This window comes from Bartonella henselae str. Houston-1 (genome assembly GCF_000046705.1).
Lineage (GTDB): Bacteria > Pseudomonadota > Alphaproteobacteria > Rhizobiales > Rhizobiaceae > Bartonella > Bartonella henselae.
Map to the genome: position 1 here is coordinate 1,462,582 of NC_005956.1, position 22,514 is coordinate 1,485,095.

Consider the following 22,514-nt stretch of genomic DNA (forward strand, 5'->3'; position numbering starts at 1 on the left):
TTTCGTGTAAAGCAAAAATAAAATCATTAGGTGTAATTAATTATATAAACAATCTATCGTTGTGTAACTCAAAAGAGTGACCAAAGATATGAAATGAAAAAGAGTGCCAAAATCAGTAAAAAAACAAACTTTAGAAAACCTAGCTTTACTAACTATAGAGCAGAGACATCAAAGCCGTATAAGGAAGGATATTGTAAATCCACACGGGAGTTCCCCCATTCAAAAGCCCCCGGAATAAAATCGGGCGCTTATCGTATCATGATCACAAAAATTTTAAGAAAATTCACTCACTGAAGCATGAAAAGAAAATGATACGGTCTTTAGCTGCTTTCACGCGCAAAACAAAAATATTATGATTTTTTAGTGAATATCAAAAAAGTAAGGATCTTTTGAGAAATCAACGTAAGTTTTATAAATCAAAGAGGCAGCACATTGTGCTGCCTCTCATATCAAAGTACATATTGTCTATATTATCTCGTAGCCTAGAACTGATAACGCAATCCTCCAGAAAAACTCGCCCCTGAAAAACCAGCCTTCGTAAGCTTCTGCTGATAAACAACATCACCGTGAAGCGCAAACTTTGGAGACAACCAAGTATTAAAGCCTAATCCAGCTTCTAGGGAAGAACCAAAAGCACCTAACTGGAAAGCATCTTTGAAATGCACAGATTGTTTTTTTCTAAATCCATGGACAAGATAAAGCTTACCATAGAAGGAAGTAGCGCTTATTCCCTCAGATCCTGTCGGAGACTTGCTCAAACGTCCACCAACACGTGCTACCCACTGATCAAGTTTTCCCATCTCAACATCAAAATTATCGATATCACGGGCCTTATCAAATTGGAGATTTTGATAAACAACCTGAACTTGAGGATCAACAACAAAACCTTCATATCCTGTTGCAAATGACTGACCACCTGTCAAGGAAACACTGAGAGGTTTGCTCTTTAATGTTGCTGTCTTACCACGGGCAAGAGTAACCACATCTCCTTTGAACAGACCATAGGATAAAAGACCATCTACATAAAAGCCCGCATCATGCTGCAGAGTGCTATATGCCGTTATAGACCATTTATCAAAGGTACTTTCCTCACTGTGTTCAACATTTTTAGGTTGTAGAGAAAGTTTTCCATAAGAGCCCATCACCCCAAAAGATACCACATTATCTGCACTCTCGATCGTTTTCAGCAAAATGCCAGCCTTAACAGCGTTATAACGAAGATGTCCCCCATAGCCATATTCAAGTGCAGACAGATCTGAGGCATAACGGTAATGACCACCATAACCACGCAAGAACAAAGCAGGGTTCTCATGAACTTCTAACATTCCACCGGCACTCATCCGCAACGTCTCCAACTGCTTATTTTGATCACCGATATCCATCAAACCAACATGGAATAAGTTATTTGGCAAAAGAAGATAAGTGGGTACTTGCGGTACAACAGACCTGACAACTCGTTCAGGGAGAACAAATCCATCCGCTCGTTCATCGAGAACAAGTCCATCAGTAGGAACAGAAGGCTTAACATACTGATTTTCTAGACGGAAATTCCAAAACGCTCCGCCGTCCTTTATAAATTTCTGTTCAATATGCTCCTGTTTTGCAGTTAGCTGTGGACCGTAAGAACGAAGAACATATTTGTAAGGTGAATTCGCTAATGCAACATAATTACCATCCAATTGGAAAGAATCTTTCTCCGCTTGTCCATAAACCTGAATAATTGAAACGCTGTGAGCAATCTGGTTGTTATCTTTACCTTCTCCTACAATATCCGAAACACCTCGTATATGTAGTCTTGTCTTTCCCTCAACATCACCATGAATCACAAGCCTATCAGTTACTTGCTGATCACTTGGATCTCTGGGGTTTAAACGCGCATTAAGAAAAATTGCAACATCACCATGCGCCTCATAAACCTTGGCGTTCCCAGTTCCAATATGGAGAGTCTGATACAGATCTTCAGATTCCGAAGGTACAAAATCAATAGTACTATTTACAAGTCTTATAGAAGAAACACACGAATCTATACACCCTGAGTCTGGAGTTGCAAAATTTCTCTTTACACTTCTTTTTAGAATCCACTCTGATTTATTGATCAAGTCTAATTTGGCATAAGAACTTTTATCAATACGAGCCCACCCTTCAATAATAGAATCATCAACCGAAACCGATATATGAGAATTATTCTCAGCACTCAACAGCAAATCACCAGAAAGAATTGTATTTTCTTCTAAGGAGATCTGACCACCAGAATTATTACCATAAATAGCTATACCATTTATAACTTCAAATCTAGTTTTTTTCAATGAAACTGCCCCTGTTATGTCTATAGGTGTTTTCTCCTTTTGAGATACAGTACTTCGTTTAACAACACTAACTTTCTCAATAGTACTTCCTGTCCCAGACAATTCTGTAACAGCCTCCTCTAGAACCCGATTTCGATTCTGCTGACTACCTTCTTTTCGCCCCGTCCCATCAAAGTATATACCATAGGATTTATCACCTTCTACTTTAACATCAGAAAGCTCGATATGAGCACGATTCAGAGAAGGACGAACATCAGAAGATCTTTTTCTCCTGGAAGTACCGGTGTCAGAAGTACTGTTTTCAACGGAATCATTACTATCCCTCATCCACAAACCATTAGCATCAGTACTAACATAACCATTAGTGAATTCAACAGAGCCACGATCACTCACCAAGAAAGCCGCACGCCCAAAAGTCTCGGCGGAATCTGGTTGGTCCTGTTGTCCTTTTTTTGCAGTAATTTTAACGTTATCTAACTTAACATTACCCCCCGATTCTGACCTCACTGCCACTCCGCTTGTCAAAGTAATCACCCCAGTATTCATGGTTGCCTCACCAGCATTACTAGCCAGACCAGCTATAGCCAAATCCCCCGTCACGTTAATTTTCGTATTACTTAAATTAACAGATGATCCAGAACCCGCCAAAACACCCACATAACGAGCATTAACCGTTCCATCAGTCATTTTAACCTTTCCACCTTTTTGCGCCTCAAGCCCAATTGAAGAATTTTTAACTGTTGATTTTTTATCTAAAACAACCTCTGCACCATCCTCTGCAAGCACAGTACTTACAAGTTGCAATTTAGTGAGATCAACATTATTTTCACTATCAGCTGCCCCCATAATTGTGGCACCCTCTAGCTTAATAATCGTATTCTGACTCTTAGCATGCATAGGATGCTGAAGTGCACCACTTGCCTTCAGTGTAAGATCTGTCACTGTATGTGTCTGACCATCATTGCACAAATAGGAATTTTGCAATGTCTCCGCACCATTTCTGCCCCTATCATTACACTGAGAAGAAACACTTTCTTTACCAGCACTGTCAACAGAAGCAGAAGGCTTCGAGGTGACAATAGACTGCATGACACTAGGTTGCGGTGAGGCAGCAGCTGATATAATAGGTGCAGGATCCCTAGATTCAGTAGAAACAACAGTAGATTTAACAGGTGTAGAAAGTAGAATACGTCCTACTGGTCTAGACTCCGTCGTCCCCTGAAGCGCAGTAAAAACAGTATAAGGCGTAGCTGCAGATTCTTCAGATCTCGCTACTGAAGCAGACTGCTCACCTCCTACAGGTCCTGCAGAATTATCAGACACAGCAGGAGGAGTAGAAGTTTCAACAGAAGAAGGGCTAAGAACTACAGTAACTCCACCGTCTGATTCAGATCTCGCTACTGAAGCAGACTGCTCACCTCCTACAGGTCCTGCAGAATTATCAGACACAGCAGGAGGAGTAGAAGTTTCAACAGAAGAAGGGCTAAGAACTACAGTAACTCCACCGTCTGATTCAGATCTCGCTACTGAAGCAGACTGCTCACCTCCTACAGGTCCTGCAGAATTATCAGACACAGCAGGAGGAGTAGAAGTTTCAACAGAAGAAGGGCTAAGAACTACAGTAACTCCACCGTCTGATTCAGATCTCGCTACTGGAGCAGACTGACCACCTCTTACAGGTCCTGCAGAATTACCAGACACAGTAGGAGGAATAGAAGTTTCAACGGAGGAAGGATTTAAAATTACAGAAACCTCATCTTCTGTTTCAGATCTTTCAAGTTCGGCAGATGCTACAGACGCAGATCTCTCAGGTAAAGTAGAAGGAACTACAACGAGTGAAAGATCTCCTATCAAATCCTCAGCTATTTCAGATCTCCCCAACACAGAAGGTTTCGAAAGATCATCATCACCATCTACCACAGTGTACGCTACTTCTTCTACTCCATTTATTGGACTTCCAGGAATATAAAGAAGATATGTAGATGTATCTCCATCTTGTACTTTACTTTCCAAACGGAAATCCCACCATTCTGCTGTATCATCTGATTCCAAATCCCCCTCAAAGGTTTTTTCCGAATTTTCCATTTTATAAGCACGAAGGGTATATTGATAAGGTGAACCTTGCATTGTGACATATGGACTGCTCAACTGAAAAGAATCCTCCCTTGCCAATCCATAAACTTGAATCATTGAAACACTGTGAGACTTATTTTGTGTTTCCTCTAATCGGACTGTATTAGAATTTCCTCCTCTTCTAACCACATCATTCACATGCACTGTAGTTTCTCCAGAAACAAAACCATAAATCAAAAGCTTATCAGATACCATTTGAGTATGACCTGAATCATCAGAAATCACATGCGCGTTTAAGTAAATAGCAGAACCTCCTAAACTATTATAAACTCCATAACTCAAAGTGCTTTCATCCCCAATACGAAGCGTTTGATAACCTCCAGCATGAGCTTGATCACTTTGTGAAGAGACGAACTTAATAGAACTATCTACAAGCGATATAGCTGAAATACATGAATCTATATAATTATCAGCCTCCGAACATTTCCAACCTTTATCTTTACTTTTTATTAAATGCCAGCTTGAGTTACCTGATAAAAAAAGCTCAGTATTAGCATGTTCATCAGTAACAACTCCACCTAATATCGTAGAATCATGAGCAAAAACTGACATTATAGAATTAGGCTCAGCTTTCAACGATAAATTACCGGAAAGCCTTGATTTTTTACCTAAAATAATGTAGCTTTTCGAACCTTCATCACCATAAATAGCCAGACCATCTGGAACATTGAGTTTAGTATCTTCCAACAAAACAACACGTGCTGCTTCATTTGCCCCTGACGAGGATAGTAATTTTTCTTCGTCTCTCTCTCTCCCTTTAAAATATATCCCATAAGATTCTTTACCATTCAATGTAATATTCGAAGATTTTATACTAGCGCTAACCTTGAAAGCACGCGTAGCTTGAAAGGCACCCTTATCATCATAAATTTCATTTAAAACAGCACTCATAGTGGAAACAGCACTAGCAAAAGCGTTGTTATCAGCAGGCTGTCCCTTTCTATATGGGGTGATAAAATTATTATTTCGAACTACATACTCCGGTCTTAAAAGATCTTCTAGAGAGACATCTGCAACTTCAACTGAAGAGACATCTTCAACACTCAAGACAGAAGCATATTCAACGCTCTGCCTAACAACATTATCGAGACCACCAAGAATATACAAAACAGCAGCATCGGAATCATTAAAAGTTACGTCATCAAAAGAAACAAATCCCTCATGTAATAAAAAGCCAACACTTTTAGGCCCATCATTATCAGAATCTTGAACAGAATCTACTTCTACATTACCTGCTTTCTTAATCTGAATGTTAACATTTTTTAGTGTGATAGATCCATAATTCGTCGATATGCCCCCTATTCCCTCTTCTGGAAAGACAAGAGATCCAGAAACCATATTTATTCCGGATCCATCACTATACAAACCGATTCCATCCACATTAATAGCCACCTTATCCAAAACAACAAACGATGCGTCAGAAGCTTCAGCACCTAAAAAAGAACGTCGGACTTCCCCACCTCTCATGACAATAATCCCTTCCGATTCAGCATTAAGCCCAACAATAAACCCCCTAATATTCGATCGTTTCAAATCAACTTTGGCATCCAGCACTGAATATACAGCACTCCCAAAACCCACCAATTCATCACTGTCACTAAATTTATGAGTAAATATACCATTTTCAAAAGTAACTAACTCATCGCTATACGACAAACCTTTGCTTTTGAGCAATACAGCATCCAATTCAACAGTTGTCTCTTTAATTTTATGAAATGTATTATCAATATCATCGTCTTGAAGATCTGCAGAAGCTGGTAATGATTCAATTTTTCCTATTGCAGTTACCGCAGCACTACCATATACGGGCACTGTAATGGAACCACGTTTCATTTTGTGAAATTCACCATCATCACAATAAATAGGGCCTCTATCAATCTGCCCAAAAGTCCCAACCTCACATCTATAGGAAGGGAATCCCTCACCAGCAGAAACTACAAAAGGGTTTGATATCAAAGAATCACCTACACCGGCAGAAGCTCCCATAGAAACATCCATACCTTGTAAAAAGAAAAAAACGCTTGTTGTAAGAGCACACAAACGGGTACGATTTTTCAATACATTAATCATATATCCAACTTTCTAAATTAAGACATTTTGTAAAAAACTAGACTTAAAAGTTCTAGAATTGAGTAAAAATGAGATGAGCGGCTGATTTTTAACATATGTTAGATATATTTACAACATAATGTTTTTTATTAATTTATCATATTGTACATAAAAAGGCCTAAATTAAGCTTTTAAACGCGATAGACTTTTTTGGTAATTAACAGGATAAAAGAATGAAATGATGTTGAAAATATCTAAAGCGGGTGACTTCTACCTTGCTTATTGCAATCAGCTTTGCAATATGTTCATGGGTAGGTGTAAATGCAAATGTGACCATCAATCATGTTTCAGGTACCACTACTGTTTCCACCTCTCCCCAAAAGGTCATTATCTTTGACCTTGCGTCGCTTGATAATATGAATCGCCTTGGAATCAAAGCAATTGTCGGTGTTCCTGGAGGAAAAAAATCTATCTATTTGCAACAATTTGATGATGCAGAATATGAAAAAATTGGTACTCTTTTCGAATCTAATTATGAGAAGATTGCTACCCTTCAACCCGATCTCATCACTATTTCCTTATGCACTCAAGCCAGGTATAAAGGCTTATCCAAAGTCGCTCCAACTATTGACCTAACAATAGGCAATCAAAACTCTCTTGAATATATTAAATGGAATGCGTCTATTCTTAGGAAATTTTTCGGCAAAGGAAAGGAAAATGAACAAGAAATTGTGAAACTTAATGAAAATTGAGACAAACTCCGTAAAAATACACAAAGGAAAGGTACAAGGCTTAGACTCATGACCTTCGGTGGAAAAATCAGTGCTTTAGGTCTAAAATCACGTTTTGATATTTTATATTCCGAATTTGGAACTGCTCTTGCAACCAATAAAATCACCGTGCAAAAACATGGACAGCTCATTTCTCTTGAGTTTATTCTCGAAACCAATCCTGACTAGCTATTGGTTATTGATCGAGATGCAACGATCAAACGAGAAGGACAATCTGTACAATAACTGCTCAACAATGAACTTATTCAACAAACAACAGCTGGCAAAAAAGCCAAATTATTTATTTAGACTCTTGAAGCTGGTATCAACAAGTGATGGTTTAACTGGACTTAATGAAACAGCGCAACAGATCAATGAAGCCTTTAAAAAGTAAATAAGCACACAAATAGCTTGCTTGCTGTAGAAATAAAATTTAAGAGCAAAGGCTGCCTTTAGGCTATGTTTGCTTTTTTGTTGGAAAATAATTCAACGTGAAAATTACTGGATAACCATAATAATTCTTGCTCTCCTATCTATCCTTAGCATTTTTATTGGTTACTCAGATGTAACACCTTCTGATCTATTATCTGGCGATCCACATGCCTGGCTTATTTTCTGGCAAACACGCCTTTCTCGTACAATTGCAGTACTTTTGGTAGGCGCAGCACTTGCACTCCCAGGTATGATTATGCAACTGTTGGCATGCAATCATTTTGTTGAGCCATCAACCGCTGAAACCGTTGAGGCAGCATCCCTTGGCATTTTTTTGTGATGATTTTTCTGCCTAATATCCTTGTCTTAGTAAAAATGATCGTCGCTATAATTTTTGCTATGATCGGCACACTATTTTTATGTTTTTATTACACCGAATCCTTTTAAAGTCTGCCCTCATTGTACCACTCACGAGGATTATGTTTGGCTATGTTATTGGCTCCTTAACCAACGCTATTGCTGATTATGAAATGTTGCCGCCCCTCTCTTCAAGCCTATTTATTTGACAGTTTTTCGATGGTTCTTGAGGGAAAATACGAACTTTTATGGTTCTCTCTTCCTCTTTGTATTCTTGCCTATTTGACCGCTGATCGCTTTACAGTGGCGGGTCTTGGAGAAGATTTACCAACAATCTTGGACTGAATTATCGCACTGTTATGCTCTTTGGTCTTTTTATTATCGCCTCAATCACTGCTGTTGTCGTCTTCTGTACAGTTGGTCGAATTCCTTTCGTTGGACTGATTATTCCTAATCTTGTTTCAAATTTTATGGGTGACAATATGCGCCATACTGCTCCTTGGATAGCAATGAGTGGTGCAGGGATGGTCTTAATCTGTGATTTTTTAAGACGAATAATTCATCCTTCTCTTGAAATTCCTATCAACACGATAATGGGAGTTATTGGCAGTTTTATTTTTATGATACTGCTTTTATGCTGGAGAAAGCGTCTTGGATAAAAAGAAAACAGCAACACTGATCCTGACAACGCTTATTATAATGGCGTGCATCGTCATCAGTCTTTACATGACATGGAACATCAACATCTATACGTGGCTCTTTCGGCTTATAAAACTTATCTCTCTTCTTCTCATTTCTTATACAATTACCGTTTCTATTATTTTATTTCAAACAGTTGTCAATAATCGTCTGCTTACCCCTTCACTTATGGGGTTTGATCAACTTTATATTTTAATCAAAACTCTCACAATTTATTTTTTAAGATCTCTTGCTTTGCCCTTTTTAAATGAAGAAGAACAGTTAATTCTTGAAGCTTTGATCCTCACTCTCTTTTCAATAAGCCTTTTCCGCTGGTTCTTTTCAGGAGACTTAAAGGGACTTCATTTGACACTTTTGGTTGATGTTATTTTAGGCGGATTTTTTTTAGTTTACGCATGTTCCTGCAATTGCAACTCAATTCAAACGAAATGATGAATTTAACGGATATTATGTTTGCAAGTTTTAATAAATTCAATACATTATGAATAAGCTTTGCCACAATCGTTGTTTTCATTGTGAATTTAATTGGTTAGCGTTCACGTCATCTGCTTGATATTTTTGCTCTAGGACGTGAAAACGCGCTCAACCTTGGGGTGGATTATCACAAAAGTGCTACAGCTATTCTTATATTTGTTTCCATTCTCGTATCCATTTCTACAACGCTAGTAGGACCTGTCACCTTTTTTGGTTTGTTAGTTGCCAATCTTGCTTATGAACTTTCTCCTCAGGCAAAACATGGCATTGTTGTGCCGATTGCAATATTATTGGCTATTATTTATCTGGTTGGTGGGCAGTTTATTTTAGAACAAATTTTTCATATGGCAGGACGCTTAAGTTTTATTATTGAATTTTGTGGTGGAATTGTCTTTTTAACATTACTGATAAAGGGAAAATGATAATGGTTAAAATCAATTATCTTTCCAAGGCTTATAGAATAAAATTGATGATCGATAATTTATGCCTTCATCTTCCAAAGGAGGGATTATTGCTCTCATTGGCCCCAATGATTCTGGCAAATCAATACTTTTGATGCTGATAAGACGCCTTTTACCGCGCCACAAAGGTACAATTCATATCAACAACTTTGATATTGATAAAACGCCCCACGATCTTTTAGTGCAAAAAATCTCAATCCTGCGTCAAAATAACCCTTTATCCTTTCATCTTATTGTATATGATTTAGTAAGTTTTGAGCGCTATCTTTACTCAAAAGGCTGGTATAATAAAGAAGATAAACAATTTATTGACAGTGTAATCCGATATCTCGGTCTACAAGATTTAAAAGATTACTTTTTGAATGAACTCTCTGGCGGACAACGCCAGCGTGCTTTTATTGCGATGATTATCTGTCAAGATACCGATTATCTTCTGTTAGATGAACCATTAAATAATCTGGATATGAAACATGCTGTTTCTATGATGAAGCCGCCGCACAGCAGATGAACTCAAAAAACCATTCTTGTTGTTATACATGATATTAATTTTCATCGTCTTATTCTTATGATTGTTGCACTGAAAAATGGTAAAACAACTTACTGTGGAACCCCCAAAGAGATTATACAACCAAAACTTCTTAAAGATATTTATAATGTGGATATTCAAGTCAAAACAATTAATGATGTCCCTATCGCCCTTTATTATCGATAAATCGGCTCTTACTGATCAATCATTATAAAAAACCTTTTTTGCCCTTGTGTGCACCGTAAAATCTGCTAAAAGATGGCGGCATCTGCATGCTGGGGAATAGTTTAATGGTAGAACAGCGGACTCTGACTCCGTCAATCTTGGTTCGAATCCAAGTTCCCCAGCCAAATTCAGCACAATCAATATAGCTTGTTAGCTGGAATGTTTAGTGTATGGCAAAAGCGAAATCAGCAGGTTTTAGACCACAAGCAATTGCTGCTGGACTCATAAAAAAACTTGGTCGCATAGCTTATACAACCTATCGCGATGCAAAAATAAAACTCCCCCTGAAGATATAGCGGAACTCGCAGCGGAATTTTATGAAAAACTATAAGAGCTTGTTCAAAACATCAACAATAGCAAAGCAGTTAGCTTACCTTGCCTCTTTTAAAATTGCATTTAAAACGTCAAATAGAGACTGAAAGTGCACATCTAGAAACTACAGAAGATACGGCTTAATATCCCTTTAAAATAAAAAATGAAAGTGGAAATCTTTTTACATTAAATAATTTATATAACATATTAATAAAAAATATTTTTTACTCAACTTTTAGAGATTTCCATGTATATATGGAACTCTTTTTTGCTTTTTTTGTCCTTTTGGGTGTCAAAATGAATTTTGACACGCACTTAATGATAAAAATAGTTATAAAAACAAAGAATTATCACGTATTCCCATCTAATCCCACATTTTCCTACTTAGTACAAAACTTACTGTCAAACTACAATCAATACATGAGAAAAAACTTGCGCAATATATGTAAAACAAGTTTGGAAACTTGAATTCCGTTTATTCGATTGATTTCATTTTACCCTTAACGCTTTGAAAATTTTTGTTTGATGGTACGTCGCATTTTTTAATCTACAATAGCGTAAGAGACAAAAAGTATTATATTACTCTTTTATCTTTAAATCGCCTTCATTTTCAAAACTATAGCGCATACATCGGCTACAAATGTTTCTTCTATTGTCCCAAACCATTTGCTGATTTTTTTAACAATACCCTCATAATTAAAAAAACAGAACAAAGCCATCAACAAAAGCCCTGTCTGCTAATCAAAACCAAAGCTTCTTCCCATATAAAAAGTCAAGAAATTCTTCTTTTACGATGAGAAAAAACACTCACATGTTGAAAAATATAGCGTATCAAAAAAACTTTTTAAAAGTAAGTATTTTAAAGATTTTTTAAAGTGCTACGTTACCCTGCTCTCAAAGCAAATGCACTCCCCAACACATGCTGTACGAGTCATAGAATGTAGAGGACAAAATTATAAGCCAATATAAATACCCTTCACAGATACTTCATAGCGGATATCTTGCAAAAGAAAAAATGCACATATACTGAATATCAAACTGTTAAGAATGATAAAAACAAAATGTCCAATTCTTTTCATTCACACCTTAAACGATAACAAAACCCCCTATCCCTCTTCAAATTCACACACACAACTCACTTTTTCTTTTATGTTTTAAGAAAAGAAAAAATCCTATTAGAGATGACTGCAATTTACAGAGAATTCTGTATCTTTTCCTATAATGCCAAGATCCTTAATCAAAAGAGGTTTTCCTATCTCTCCATTATAGGCTTTAACGTGAATGCTCTTCCCCTTCACATCTATAAAGTAATAATCCCCATTAAAGAGTGCACCAGCTGTATAAACAGGAATATTTCCAAAGACCTTATCATTTTTTGCACGGCAATAGGACTGATAATGTGTATGCCCCACAAATATTGCTTTGACATTATGAGAAGTAATAATTGACTTAAACAGCGATAAATCTTTAGCATTCTTTTTACGAATAAAGAAAGATTCACCATCAATAGAAGCCGCACGACCATCATGAAAATTAATAATTGTAATTTTACCCCTCGCATCAGCAGCAGCTAAATCTTCTCTAAGCCAATCCAAAGATGCATTGATATGCACCTCCATAGACTGTCCTTTCAAACGAACTCTATAGCTTGGATAATTGTGAAGCTGCACATAGTGAATATCTCCATAATCCCAAGAATAACTCAAACTCCCTTCGATGACGTGCATATCTCCGCTTGGCATAGGAATTGAACTTTCAGCAATATCCGCATTAAAATGAGATAATTGACTACGATATTTTTTGATTTCTGAGACCATTCTTGAAACCGCGCTTATAGCGCACGCATCTTTATAAAAATTAAATGTTTCAGGCTCTGTACAATTTCCAACATTATTTGCATAATCATGATTACCTAACCCCTCATAAACAGGAGAGCCAAGGTTTTTATAAACACTTTTATAATCGTCATAGTTTTTTTGTTGACCAAACTCTGTCAAATCACCATTAACAATATGGAATGCAGCCTTATGCGCTTTTATAACACTGGCAACTTGCTCATTTATCTTTAACCAAGGTTTCCTATTCGACAGTCCATTAGCATCACCAGAGTTCAAACGCCATGGTTGCGGATCAGCCATAATGATCGCAGTATAATTTTTTGCAAGAGACTTCTCTCTCATGGCCCAATCCATGAATGCACTATGAAGCCTTTCTTCTCTTTTTGTCCTTTCAGAATCAAAATTAAAGCAACCAGACAGAGCAACAGCAGCCATAATAACTGCCATATATTCAATCTTATATCCCATAGACCCATCATCCAAAAACGATTATATATTTGTGTTGTATAAATCCCGCGGAATCATTCTTTTCAACTTTTTTGTCAAGAATGTGTCAAAAGTTCAAAATAATGAAAACAAAAAGGCTTCAATGAGGGCACAATTTGATGATAGAAAAGCATTGTTGGTTTTAGACTTTTACCTTGAAGCATTTCATTGGTTAAGTTTTTTAATTTGAGATATACCGATCTTAAATGCTCTCTATAAGACAACCATTTATCAAAAACCTTTCTCTTATAAAAAATCTTGGAAGTATTGTATATATTCTACATATCCCCAATAGAGAAAAGCGTAAAAAAACTAGCATTTTGCCATATGTTTTAAAGAACAGACTCCTTTTTGCATAAAGATCAAGCACCTTTAATAAAAGACTTCTTACAAATAATGCAGAAATAATGAAAAGTATGAGCGTCATCTTTTCTCTATCAATGTCTTAATATATCATAATATTACTTTAAATAATATTTAAATTAAATGAACACATTATGAAATTAAGTTTATATTTTAAAAATTAAAGTCTAATTTTGACAGAGAAAGCAAAATAAATTATCAAAATGCTGAACTGTTAAAAATAAAAACAGTATCTATTTTCTATTCCTCTTTTGAAGAGTGCGGGGAAATGAATATTGGGGGCTTTAAAATGAGAATGCTTGTGTATAAAAATTCCTTCTGTCATCTATGGCAACAGCAGCTATCGTGCTGTTTAATATTCAATTCAATGTACATGCTGAAACTCTCAAAGTTTCTGAGGGAGAAACAGTAACCGTATCTGGAAAAACCTATGATACACTTCATGCAAAAAGGTAGCAAAATTATTGGCAAAGATTTAGAAATAATACATTGAGACTCAAACAGTGCTATAATAGCTGAAGGGCTTAACAGTGCAATTGAATTACTAGGTGATAATACAAAGATCAAGGATCTGAGCCTTTTTTAGGTCTTGACGTAAAAGACGGTGCTACAATCAAAATGAATGGAGGTTCCATCATAACTTCTCACATTGGTGCTTCTTTCAATAACAGTAAAGACAACGAAATACCCTAAAAAATGTATTCATATCAGACGCAAATGATGAACTGCAAATGTCCTTAGGAATAGTTACCAAGGAAAGCAATCTTACTTTAAAAAACATAGTCCTTCATGCTTTTTCTATTCTAGAAGCAGATGATCATTCTCAAATAACGATATCAGGAGGATCATTTGATAGGGGAATCGAGGGAATATATGTTTTGAATGGTAGCACCATCACTATAAAAGATAATGCTAAAATTACAACATATATCGATATTGGGTTACTTGCAGATGGTTCACAATCCGAGATTACAATGACAGGAGGAACAGTAAGTGGAGCTTTTTCTGCATTATCTGCAGAAAACGGCGATCATATTGATATCAAGGATGTTGCCATAACAACAATAGATGAAAATGATAACGGATATAGCGTATATTCCAATGGTACTGGCAGCATAATTACATTACATGGAAATACAACGATTAAAAATGTTTCAACCGGTCTTGTAGTAAATAAAGATGGCATAATCAAAATGACCGGAGGTTCTATTATGGCTTACATTAATGGAACCAATTTCAGTGGAAATAAAAAAGATGAAAATAAACTGAAAGATGTGATAATATCAAGCTATAACGACGATACACTCTTACACGAAAGGATGTATGTAGCCTACAATAGCAAACTCTCTTTGGAAAATGTAACCATTACTCAAGCAGAGGACGGCATATTCGCTAAGAGTAATTCTCAAGTAACAGTATCAAAAAGATTAGTTTCTACGAAAACCACAAGAGTATATACTGAGAGTGGCAGCGTCATTACTGTAAAAGACAAAGCTGAAATTATCTCATCTAATGGGAGTGGATTACATGCAAATGGTCGACAATCTAAGATTAAAATGATAGAAGGTACAGTAAATGCAAAAAAAGGTGCATTATACACTGACAATGGTGAGGATATTGATATCACAAACGTTTCCGCAACAGCGAAAATCGGTGGTTTGCAGTTCATGTCCCTTCTTTATATTATTCCAGATGAATTAAATGATCCTCAAAATTATCAAAACAGTGAGATCAATTTAACCAATACGAAGATTCATGTTGACAATGGTACTGGATTCTCATTGAAACTTTTACTGATAATACCATTAGAAATATTGTAAATCTATCAATAGGTACAGCCAATCTCATAAATTTAGAAATCCATGCTGATGTTTTATTAAGAAACGGTACTTTTGTGAGAGACAAAGAGTTATGGGACCATATAGATACAAAAGCAATACCCAATGGCACCTTTACATTAAATGCAGATCATTCCATTTTAGAAGGCAGAGCAAACATTGCACAAGAAAGAAACGTACTCTTTGACCTGAAAAAGACACACAATGGATCCTAAAAACCAGCACAAAAGAAAAAGATGATGATGGCAATTTGCTTGATATTGCTCAAAGAGCACACTCTGAAGTGTCTGTACTTAATCTCAATAACAGCTCTATTATTTTTGATTCACCAACAGAGGATCATTATCCAAACATTGCATATAGGCTCTGGAAAGCCAAACACCACAGCAGTTTATAATGCCTCTGGGGATGCAAAAATTTATTTCAACACTGCATGGAATGATGATAAGCCAATAGCCAATCAAAAAACTGATTGTCTTCTCATCCATGGAGATTTAAAAGGTTCCACAACAGTTTATATCAAAAGCGATTTCAGAGATAAAAATAGTGTTGTAAATACCTCTGATCCTTTAAATACACGCGGCATTTCATTGATTCAAGTTTCTGGAAAAGCCGAAGAAGACTCCTTCAAATTGGTAAATGATTATACCACAATCAATGGATCACCTGATAAGTATATGGCTACATGCCTATGGACCAGAATCAAGCCATGGCAAAGCCAATATTGAACAAAACCTGTTTGATAACAATGATGAAAATTTCTGGAATTTCAGTTTGCAACCTGAATTTCTTAATTCTAATCCAAACTCTGGCTCTAATCCTGGTCCTAACCCCAGTCCTGGATTACATGTGCATGCCATTGCACTACAAATGGCAAGCTATTTTGTTATGCCAAATGCCCTCTTCTATACAGGATTGACCGATATGGCTAAACAGAATGTGCTATTAGCCAATAGAAGAATATCTCTCTTGGGAAAAGAGCAAGAAAAACAGAGCGGTTTCTTCTTATACACACCTATGGAAGTACAGGAAACTTCTCCTCTGAAAGTGCTCCTCGTCAATATGGTTATAGCGGTACTCATCTTCACTACACTGCTCTCCAAGGAGGTGTTAACTTCGCAGCGCTAGAAGGGCAAAATACCAGCACATATTTCGGCCTTATCGGAACCTATGGACAACTGTCCTTCATTCCAAAGGATATGCAAGATGTAAGTAAGAACACGGTGGATAAGTGGTCCCTCACAGCTTATGGCAGTATGCAGGATGACAGGGGTTTCTATCTTGATACGTTGTTGTTCTATGGAATCCTAAAAGGAGATATCAACAATGCCATCATTGGCAAAACCGCAAAAGTGAAAAATGCAAAGATATGGAGCATCTCTACCACCATTAGCAAACAATTTGCAACCGGTATGGAAAAGGTAACATTCGAACCACAAGCACAACTTGCCTATCAACATTTGATATGTTTGACACTTTTGCAGATGCTGATGGCTTTAAAGTTGATATGAACAATCCTCATCAATGGATGATCCGTGTTGGTGGGCGTTTAACCAAAACCGTTACCACCACTGAAAATGGACGTTCTTTTTCCTTCTATGGAAAAGTAAATGCAACTAAAACTTTTGGCGAAGATCAGACAATCCATATTGATAAAGACTATAAACTTGATCCTATGGGCTCTTTCCTTGAAGGCGAGCTTGGTATCAGTGCGCAATTATCACCAGATATCTCGCTTCATGGCGATGTCAATTATCAACAAAAGCTTCAAAAAACCGGTATATCGGGAGCGAGTTTTTCAGGTGGAATACGCTATCAGTTTTAAGACAAAACTATAAAAACACGCGTTATAATAGCCCGTCTATTTTAACAAAAGGCAGCATAGGATGTTGCCTTTTCGATTTATCAATTCAAATTTCTTAATCGTAGTCCCCTCTTTTACTTTCAATGCAGAAAGAAAAAGCACTCTTATATAAATTATCGTAGCTGAAAGTAATACTGTTTTCTCTAAAAAATAAAATTTTGATCAAAAACAGCTTTTCTTATTTCACTATATTATAAAGCTTTAACATATTAAACTGAACTTTAGTATTATAAAAAAATAAACATAATCAAGAAATTATATATTTTATTTCTAAATCTCTCTCAGAATCCAGCCCTTAATACATGTTTTAAACGCTCATTTACCAAAAAAAATTACTCTGTGTTTCTAGAACAGAAAAAGCGGGCAATAATGTTCTTATTGATTATATTGAAATACATCAGAAAAATATTACGAGTTTATATTATAATCTGAAGCTTTTAAAAATTAATTTTTTCATGATTTTTACCAAAATCAGAAATCTCTTCCAAAAAATAAAAAGTATAAATACGAATTTTTATAGCATTTCATAGATTTTTATAATGGAAAAATAATGAATATTAATACGATAAAGTAAAATCTTCCTCCTCTACAGTTACTATATGGTAGTACCGAACCTTCAGAAAACAGAAAAAATAAAATTTTCTCGAATATCAATTCATATTCCTTTATTTAAAAGTAAAAAACGTTTTTATCTCAACTAAAAAGCTTTTATGAAAATAATTTCTCAAAGAGAATATAACATTCAAATAATAATATTCATTAAGAATATATAATAAATATTAATATTTACAAAACGTCATAATTCATTTAAATAAAGTATTTTATTTTTAATATTTATATTAATTTTATAGTTTACATAAATTTAATATAAGTTAAATATTATTTTTTAAGTTTTCGAAAGAAGTATAAAATATAAACTTATACGTAACTTATAAGTCAAGATGATATGAGATGTCTAAAAAAATTCTTTTATCATACACAACCACAGCTGCTATAATATTGTTCAATATCCATTCCAACGCATACGCTATATCCCTTTTTTCTGGTGAAGGCGAAAACAAAACCGCTCCAACTCAAGAAAGCTATGAAAATATTTATGCTCTAGATGGTGGTAAAATTCATGGCAAAGATCTCAAGATAATCGGCCCCTCAACCCAAGAAGAATCAATCATAACAGACATAAGCGGTGTAGAAGCCAGAAAATTTGGAAGCATGATTGAACTAGAGGGAGACACAACGATAAAAAATGTCTCAATCGGCTTGTTGGCAAAAGAAAGCGGTACAATTAAAATGAACGACGGCTCCATTCAGGTGAAAAAAGTGCATATACAAACACCAATCGGTATAGCAGCCGTATCAAATGGTGCCATCATCTTAAATAATGTAGAGATTGACGCAAGCAATCAAGAGCAAAGTATAAAGACAATAGATGAAACAGGAATAGGAGATGGAACTGGAGCAAGCTTAAAGAGTGGTGGAACATTGAGTATGACTGGTGGTTCCATTAAATCCAACTATTTAGGCATTACTTTAGAAGAGAGCAGTAGTGATAAAAACAAACTAGAAAATGTAAAAATTAACATCACGAATCTTGCAAATGCCACGAAAGAGAGCATAGGAATAAGAGTCATCAAAACAAGCAAAGTCACTTTGAATCAAGTAACCATTAGGCACGCAAGAACCAGCATACATGCAAGTGATAGTTCTGAAATAACAATATCAGGCGGCTTAATTCAAGGAAATCATACGGGAATAAATGTTGAAAAAGAGAGCGTAATAACTCTAAAAAATGATGTTGAAGTTTTATCGAATGACCATGGACTTTCTGCAAACGGTCTGCACTCAAAAATTACCATGCAAGGAGGGAAACTGATTACAGCTGGTTTACAACCGGCCGTCTTAGCCGGGTCTGGTGGAGAAATTAACCTTATTAATGTTGTTGTACATATTGATGATCTTACCGATATTGTTATGCACATTGATGACAATGAAACACAAACGCAAAAATTAGAATTAGAGAGGAAAGAGGCTCCATTAACAACACAAGGTCTACAAGCACAATATGCACAATCAAAAATCACCATGATAAGAGGATCGATTACCACAACTGGTTTGAATCCTGCAGTTTTAGCTGGGTCTGGCGGACAAATCGATCTCACTAATGTTCCCATGAAAGTGCACAATGTTGGACTACAAGCACAAGCCGAACAGTCAAAAATTGTTATGACAAGAGGATCGATTACTACAACGGGTATGAATCCTGCAGTTTTAGCTGGATCTGGTGGAGAGATTGATCTCAATGATGTTGTTATTAAAACTAAGGATATCGCGCTCCAAGCACAGGATAAGCAATCAAAAATTACCATGAGAGGAGGAAAACTTATCAAAACTGGACCGCGAGCTGCCATCTTTGTAACATGTGGCGGACAGATTGATCTTCTGGATGCTCAATTACATACGGATAGTAATGGGCTAGCAGTACGGGGCAGAGAATCAAAGATCACGCTCAAAGATTCGGAAGTACGTGCCAATATTCTATTAGTAGGAAAGCCTAATGATGAAGATGATAATGGCGAAGCTAACGTGATTGCCGACCACTCTATCTTAGAAGGAGGAGCAAGAAATTCCGAAAGAAAACCTACCCAAATAATCTTTAGTTTAATCAATGGCACAACGTGGTATTTAAAGGCGAATATGCAAAGCCATAAAATCCAAAAACTTGATCTAATCAAAAAGTTACATTCTGAAGTTTTTAAGCTTAATCTCAACAATAGTACCATTGTTTTTAGGACACCAAGAGAAGATCAATATCAAACATTACATATAGGCAATAAATCACCTCACCTCACAAACAACAACACAACGCACAAAACAGTCTACAATGCAACAGGCGATGCAAAGATTTATTTCAATACTGAATGGAATAATGAGGTACCAAAAGAACAACAAAAAACTGATCGACTTCTTATTCATGGTGATGTGTCAGGCATCACAACAATCCATTTTAGGAATCTTTTAAAAGGTAAAAAAACAAAAGAAAAGAATACTGGTCCCGTAAATACGCGTGGGCTCTCACTCGTTCAAGTCTCTGGAAAAGCAGAGGAAAATTCCTTCAAACTTGCAAATGGCTATACTACAATAAAGGGGTTGCCTTATAAATACACACTCAATGCCTATGGACCAACATCAAGCCGCGGGAAAGCGAGTATTGAGCAAAGCTTCGTGGGAGAAGAAGAAGATTTTTGGGATTTCCGCTTACAAAATGCCATTCTTGATGCTGAAGAAACTATCTCACCTGATACTCAAGAAACAAACTTTTTTAATTCTGAAGAAATAACCCCTCTTAATACTGAGGAAACTGCCTCTCTTAATGATGGGGAAACAACTCCCCTTTATTCTAAAAAAGCTGCCTCTCCTGATGCTGAAGAAACTATCTCGTCTGATACTCAAGAAACAAACTTTTTTAATTCTGAAGAAATAACCCCTCTTAACACTGAGGAAACTGCCTCTCTTAATGATGGGGAAACAACTCCCCTTTATTCTAAAAAAGCTGCCTCTCCTGATGCTGAAGAAACTATCTCGTCTGATACTCAAGAAACAAACTTTTTTAATTCTGAAGAAATAACCCCTCTTAACACTGAGGAAACTGCCTCTCTTAATGATGGGGAAACAACTCCCCTTTATTCTAAAAAAGCTGCCTCTCCTGATGCTGAAGAAACTATCTCACCTGATACTCAAGAAACAAACTTTTTTGATTCTGAAGAAATAACCCCTCTTAATACTGAGGAAACTGCCTCTCTTAATGATGGGGAAACAACTCCCCTTTATTCTAAAAAAGCTGCCTCTCCTGATGCTGAAGAAACTATCTCGTCTGATACTCAAGAAACAAACTTTTTTAATTCTGAAGAAATAACCCCTCTTAATACTGAGGAAACTGCCTCTCTTAATGATGGGGAAACAACTCCCCTTTATTCTAAAAAAGCTGCCTCTCCTGATGCTGAAGAAACTATCTCACCTGATACTCAAGAAACAAACTTTTTTGATTCTGAAGAAATAACCCCTCTTAACACTGAGGAAACTGCCTCTCTTAATGATGGGGAAACAACTCCCCTTTATTCTAAAAAAGCTGCCTCTCCTGATGCTGAAGAAACTATCTCGTCTGATACTCAAGAAACAAACTTTTTTGATTCTGAAGAAATAACCCCTCTTAACACTGAGGAAACTGCCTCTCTTAATGATGGGGAAACAACTCCCCTTTATTCTAAAAAAGCTGCCTGTCTTAATGCTAAAGGAAAAGTAAGAGCTCTTGTACCACAAGTAGCCAGTTATTTGGTCATGCCTAACGCTTTATTTTCCGCTGGATTGGCTGAGCTGAATAATCAGAATATACTGTTAGAGAATATGCGGACAACACTCTTTGAAGCAAAGGATAAAAAAGAAGATAACAAAAAGAGTGGGATCTTCTTATCCTCCTATGGCCACAAGATCACATTGTCTTCTAACCGTAGTCCTCTACACTATGGCTATGGTGCTGATGTTCACTATACTGCAATACAAGCAGGCATGACATTAGCAGCATTAGAAGGTCAAAATAGCACCACACATTTTGGTCTTTTGGGGACATACGGACAACTCTCTTTCACTCCAAAGGGCATGGAAGGTGCTGATAAGAGTACACTCGATAAATGGTCACTTGCTGCATATGGAAACATCCAGCATAACGATGGCATCTATGTTAATGCACTGTTCTCCTACGGAGCTTTCAAAGGAAATATCACCACAGCCCTCATTGGGAACACTGCAAAATTGGATGGTTCTCATACTGTAAGTGCATCAGCGACCATCGGACATAAACTAGAAACCGATGCTAAAGGATTGGTCTTTGAACCACAAGCACAACTCCTTTATCAACGCCTCATGCTTGGAACCCTCTCAGATATCGATGGCTTTAACGTGAATATGGGTAAGCCTCATCAATGGTTGCTGCGTATTGGTGGGCGTCTGACACAAACAATACCTTCTGATGAAAAAGGCTATGCCACTTCTTTCTACGGTAAGCTGAACCTTATGAAAGCTTTTAGTAACAAGAGTACAGTACAGATTGGAGATACTTTCTATCTTGATGCTATGGGAGATTCTGTTGAAGGCGGGCTTGGTGTGAATGCGCAACTCTCTCAAAATTTTGCCCTTCATGCGGATATTAATTATCAACACAAGCTCCAAAAAGCAGGTGTATCTGGAATAAACTTCTCTGCTGGAATGCGCTATCAATTTTAATATAAAATCATGAAAGTGTAACTTAAGACTATAAAAACAAACGTTGTTTTATTCCGTTCACTTTCACAAAAAGGCAGCACAGTACACTGCCTTTTAACTTTTGA

At 36.5% G+C, this 22,514-nt stretch carries 3 protein-coding genes, 1 tRNA gene and 6 pseudogenes; 8 read left to right on the forward strand and 2 right to left on the reverse strand.

Annotated elements, in window-relative coordinates:
• Positions 1-482 precede the first annotated feature (482 nt).
• Positions 483-6,509 (reverse strand): autotransporter outer membrane beta-barrel domain-containing protein, encoded by a 6,027-nt coding sequence (locus AYT27_RS08815; RefSeq protein WP_011181114.1) that lies wholly within the window; start codon positions 6,507-6,509, stop codon positions 483-485.
• A gap of 242 nt (positions 6,510-6,751) precedes the next feature.
• On the opposite strand from AYT27_RS08815, the pseudogene AYT27_RS06645 reads away from it, so the two are divergent.
• From AYT27_RS06645 to AYT27_RS06670, 6 genes and pseudogenes are all read left to right on the forward strand, one after another.
• Positions 6,752-7,652 (forward strand): annotated as a pseudogene (locus AYT27_RS06645) (siderophore ABC transporter substrate-binding protein).
• A 90-nt stretch (positions 7,653-7,742) separates the two neighbouring features.
• Positions 7,743-8,706, forward strand: a pseudogene (locus AYT27_RS06650) (ABC transporter permease).
• Positions 8,699-9,642, forward strand: a pseudogene (locus tag AYT27_RS06655) (iron chelate uptake ABC transporter family permease subunit). Before AYT27_RS06650 ends, AYT27_RS06655 begins: the two co-directional pseudogenes overlap by 8 nt.
• A gap of 2 nt (positions 9,643-9,644) precedes the next feature.
• Positions 9,645-10,393, forward strand: a pseudogene (locus AYT27_RS06660) (ATP-binding cassette domain-containing protein).
• A 90-nt stretch (positions 10,394-10,483) separates the two neighbouring features.
• Positions 10,484-10,557: transfer RNA gene (locus tag AYT27_RS06665), tRNA-Gln, on the forward strand.
• Between the two features lie 45 nt (positions 10,558-10,602).
• Positions 10,603-10,888, forward strand: a pseudogene (locus AYT27_RS06670) (helix-turn-helix domain-containing protein); the annotation flags it as partial.
• A gap of 1,031 nt (positions 10,889-11,919) precedes the next feature.
• On the opposite strand, the gene AYT27_RS06675 reads toward AYT27_RS06670, so the two are convergent.
• On the reverse strand, positions 11,920-13,050 hold the full coding sequence (locus AYT27_RS06675; protein ID WP_034448060.1) for a metallophosphoesterase: 1,131 nt from the start codon (positions 13,048-13,050) through the stop codon (positions 11,920-11,922).
• 708 nt (positions 13,051-13,758) lie between these two features.
• On the opposite strand from AYT27_RS06675, the pseudogene AYT27_RS09705 reads away from it, so the two are divergent.
• Both AYT27_RS09705 and AYT27_RS09370 read left to right on the forward strand, forming a co-directional pair.
• A pseudogene (locus AYT27_RS09705) lies at positions 13,759-17,094 on the forward strand (autotransporter outer membrane beta-barrel domain-containing protein).
• A 990-nt stretch (positions 17,095-18,084) separates the two neighbouring features.
• Complete coding sequence (locus AYT27_RS09370) at positions 18,085-22,410, forward strand: autotransporter outer membrane beta-barrel domain-containing protein (RefSeq protein WP_011181116.1); 4,326 nt, start codon at positions 18,085-18,087, stop codon at positions 22,408-22,410.
• Positions 22,411-22,514 lie beyond the last annotated feature (104 nt).

Coding starts and splice junctions, on each gene's coding strand:
- AYT27_RS09370 (WP_011181116.1), top strand. CDS start 18,085: ATGTCTAAAAAAATTCTTTTATCATACACAACCACAGCTGCTATAATA.
- AYT27_RS08815 (WP_011181114.1), bottom strand. CDS start 6,509: ATGATTAATGTATTGAAAAATCGTACCCGTTTGTGTGCTCTTACAACA.
- AYT27_RS06675 (WP_034448060.1), bottom strand. CDS start 13,050: ATGGGATATAAGATTGAATATATGGCAGTTATTATGGCTGCTGTTGCT.